3 protein-coding genes are annotated in these 2,755 nt (G+C 53.1%); all 3 read left to right on the top strand.

Going from position 1 to position 2,755, the window contains the following annotated elements; translation table 11 throughout:
• Window positions 1–362 (top strand): peptide deformylase (def, locus tag WH277_RS01305; RefSeq protein ID WP_339503921.1); only part of this gene is annotated, 362 nt, incomplete at its 5' end.
• Between the two features lie 23 nt (window positions 363–385).
• Entirely contained in the window at window positions 386–1,333 is a 948-nt protein-coding gene (gene fmt / locus WH277_RS01310; RefSeq protein WP_339456356.1) for a methionyl-tRNA formyltransferase, read from the top strand.
• Window positions 1,334–1,383: 50 nt separating this feature from the next.
• Window positions 1,384–2,673, top strand: coding sequence for a 16S rRNA (cytosine(967)-C(5))-methyltransferase RsmB (gene rsmB, locus WH277_RS01315; protein ID WP_339456358.1), 1,290 nt, complete (start codon window positions 1,384–1,386; stop codon window positions 2,671–2,673).
• Window positions 2,674–2,755 lie beyond the last annotated feature (82 nt).

The raw sequence follows: 2,755 nt of genomic DNA on the forward strand, positions 1-2,755 counted from the left end.
CACAGGTGGATATTCATCAGCGTATTATCGTGATTGATGTTTCTGAGAATCGGGACGAGCGTCTGGTTCTCATCAATCCGGAATTGCTGGAAGAAAGTGGCGAAACCGGTATTGAAGAAGGTTGTTTGTCTATCCCTGAACAACGTGCACTTGTGCCTCGCTCTGAAAGAGTCAAAGTTCGGGCACTGGACCGTGACGGCAACAGCTTTGAACTGGAAGCGGATGGCCTGTTGGCAATCTGTATTCAACACGAGATGGATCATTTGGTTGGTAAGCTGTTTATTGACTACCTGTCGCCAATGAAACGTCAGCGTATCCGTCAGAAGCTGGAAAAACTGTATCGTCAGAGCGCCCGCGACTGAGTTCGCTGACTGAAGGGAATAATGTGTCCGAATCATTAAAAATCATTTTTGCCGGCACCCCAGACTTTGCAGCGCGTCATCTTGACGCGCTGTTGTCATCAGGGCATCAGGTTGTCGGTGTATTCACTCAGCCAGATCGCCCCGCGGGCCGTGGCAACAAACTCACCGCCAGCCCCGTAAAACAGCTGGCCGAACAACACAGCATTCCGGTTTTCCAGCCGAAATCACTACGTCCCGAAGAGAACCAACAGCTGGTCGCTACGCTCTGTGCTGATGTCATGGTGGTCGTTGCCTACGGGTTGATCCTACCGAAAGCCGTGCTGGATATGCCACGTCTTGGTTGCATCAATGTTCATGGTTCCCTGCTACCGCGCTGGCGTGGGGCCGCACCCATTCAGCGCTCGCTGTGGGCAGGTGATGCAGAGACAGGTGTGACCATCATGCAGATGGATGTTGGGCTGGATACCGGCGATATGCTCTTCAAGCTGGCCTGCCCGATCGAAGCCAGTGATACCAGTGCCACGCTGTACGACAAGTTGGCGAACCTTGGGCCTGCCGGAATGCTGACCACTCTGACGCAACTGGCAGAAGGTAGCGCTCAGCCTGAAGTGCAGGATGAATCGCTGGTCAGTTATGCCGAAAAACTAAGCAAGGAAGAGGCCCGTCTTGACTGGTCACTTTCTGCGGCACAGCTTGAACGCTGTATCCGTGCGTTTAATCCATGGCCAGTCAGCTACTTCGTCATTGATGAACAACCGGTGAAAGTATGGAAGGCATCGGTGCTGGCCGCCGTTAGCGGACATCAACCAGGCGAAGTCCTGCAAGCCGATAAGCATGGCATTCAGGTGGTGACTACCGATGGCGTGCTGAATATCGAAGAACTGCAGCCTGCCGGCAAAAAACCGATGAAAGCTCAGGACCTGCTTAATTCCCGCCGTGAATGGTTTACTCCGGGCAATATCATTGCCTGACGCGTTGCCCGGCACTCATGCCGGGCAATCGTAAGAATTGCGAATCCACTATGAAAAAAAATACTAACTTACGCAGTGTTGCTGCTCTGACTATCGAGAAAGTCGTTGAACAGGGGCAATCGCTCAGTAACGTGCTGCCCGCTGCACAGAAATCTGTCGGTGAGAAAGACGCAGCCCTGCTACAGGAGCTTTGCTACGGCGTGCTGCGTACACTCCCGCAACTGGAGTGGATTATCAGCAAACTGATGTCACGTCCTATGACAGGCAAGCAACGCACCATTCACTTCCTGATTATGGTCGGCCTGTATCAGTTGATGCATACACGAATCCCGGCTCATGCGGCATTAGCGGAAACGGTAGAGGGCGCCATTGCGCTGAAACGCCAGCAGCTAAAAGGCCTGATTAACGGGGTACTGCGCCAGTTCCAGCGTCAGCAGGAAGAGTTGATGCTGCAGATGAATGATGGCGATCAGCAGTACCTGCATCCAAAGTGGTTACTGGAACGTCTGAAACGTGCCTGGCCAGATCAGTGGCAACAGATTGTCGAAGCTAATAACCAGCGGCCACCGATGTGGCTGCGTGTTAACCGAAACCATCACAGCCGCGATACGTGGCTGGCACTCCTTGAGGAAAGCGGTAAAACGGCATTTGTTCATCCGCAACACAGTGATGCATTAAGACTGGAAACCCCGTGCGCAGTGGGCCAGCTTCCGGGGTTCGATCAGGGGTGGGTCACTGTTCAGGATGCCTCAGCCCAGGGCTGTGTGGCACTGCTTGATCCACAGAATGACGAGAAGATCCTCGACCTCTGTGCTGCACCAGGCGGTAAGACGACACATATTCTGGAAGCGGCCCCTCAGGCTGACGTCATGGCCGTTGATGTTGATGCCCAGCGCCTGGCAAGAATTAGTGAGAATTTGAAACGCCTGAACATGACAGCGGAAGTTAAGCTGGGTGACGGCCGTACCCCAGAAGCCTGGTGTGGCAATACGCAATTCGATCGTATTCTGCTGGATGCGCCCTGCTCCGCAACGGGTGTCATACGACGCCATCCTGATATCAAGTGGCTGCGCCGCGATCGTGATATCCCAGAACTTGCCTTGTTGCAGCAGCAGATTCTGGATGCAGTCTGGCCACATCTGAAGTCAGGCGGGACATTGTTATATGCGACCTGTTCAATATTACCGGAAGAGAATCATCAGCAAATAAGCCAGTTCCTGCAGCGTCATGCTGATGCACGTTTAAGTGAAACAGGTGACCTCTCACAGCCCGGTATTCAGGTATTTCCGCAGACCGATGGCGGTGATGGCTTCTATTACGCAAAATTGATAAAACAGTGACCAGCGTGGCGCGTTACACTGCGCCACAATCTGAACGACAACCAACAGACTGAAGCATAATGAAAATCATCATTCTTGGTGC

The sequence above is a fragment of the Erwinia sp. MYb416 genome (genome assembly GCF_037479575.1).
GTDB classification, from domain to species: domain Bacteria; phylum Pseudomonadota; class Gammaproteobacteria; order Enterobacterales; family Enterobacteriaceae; genus Erwinia; species Erwinia rhapontici.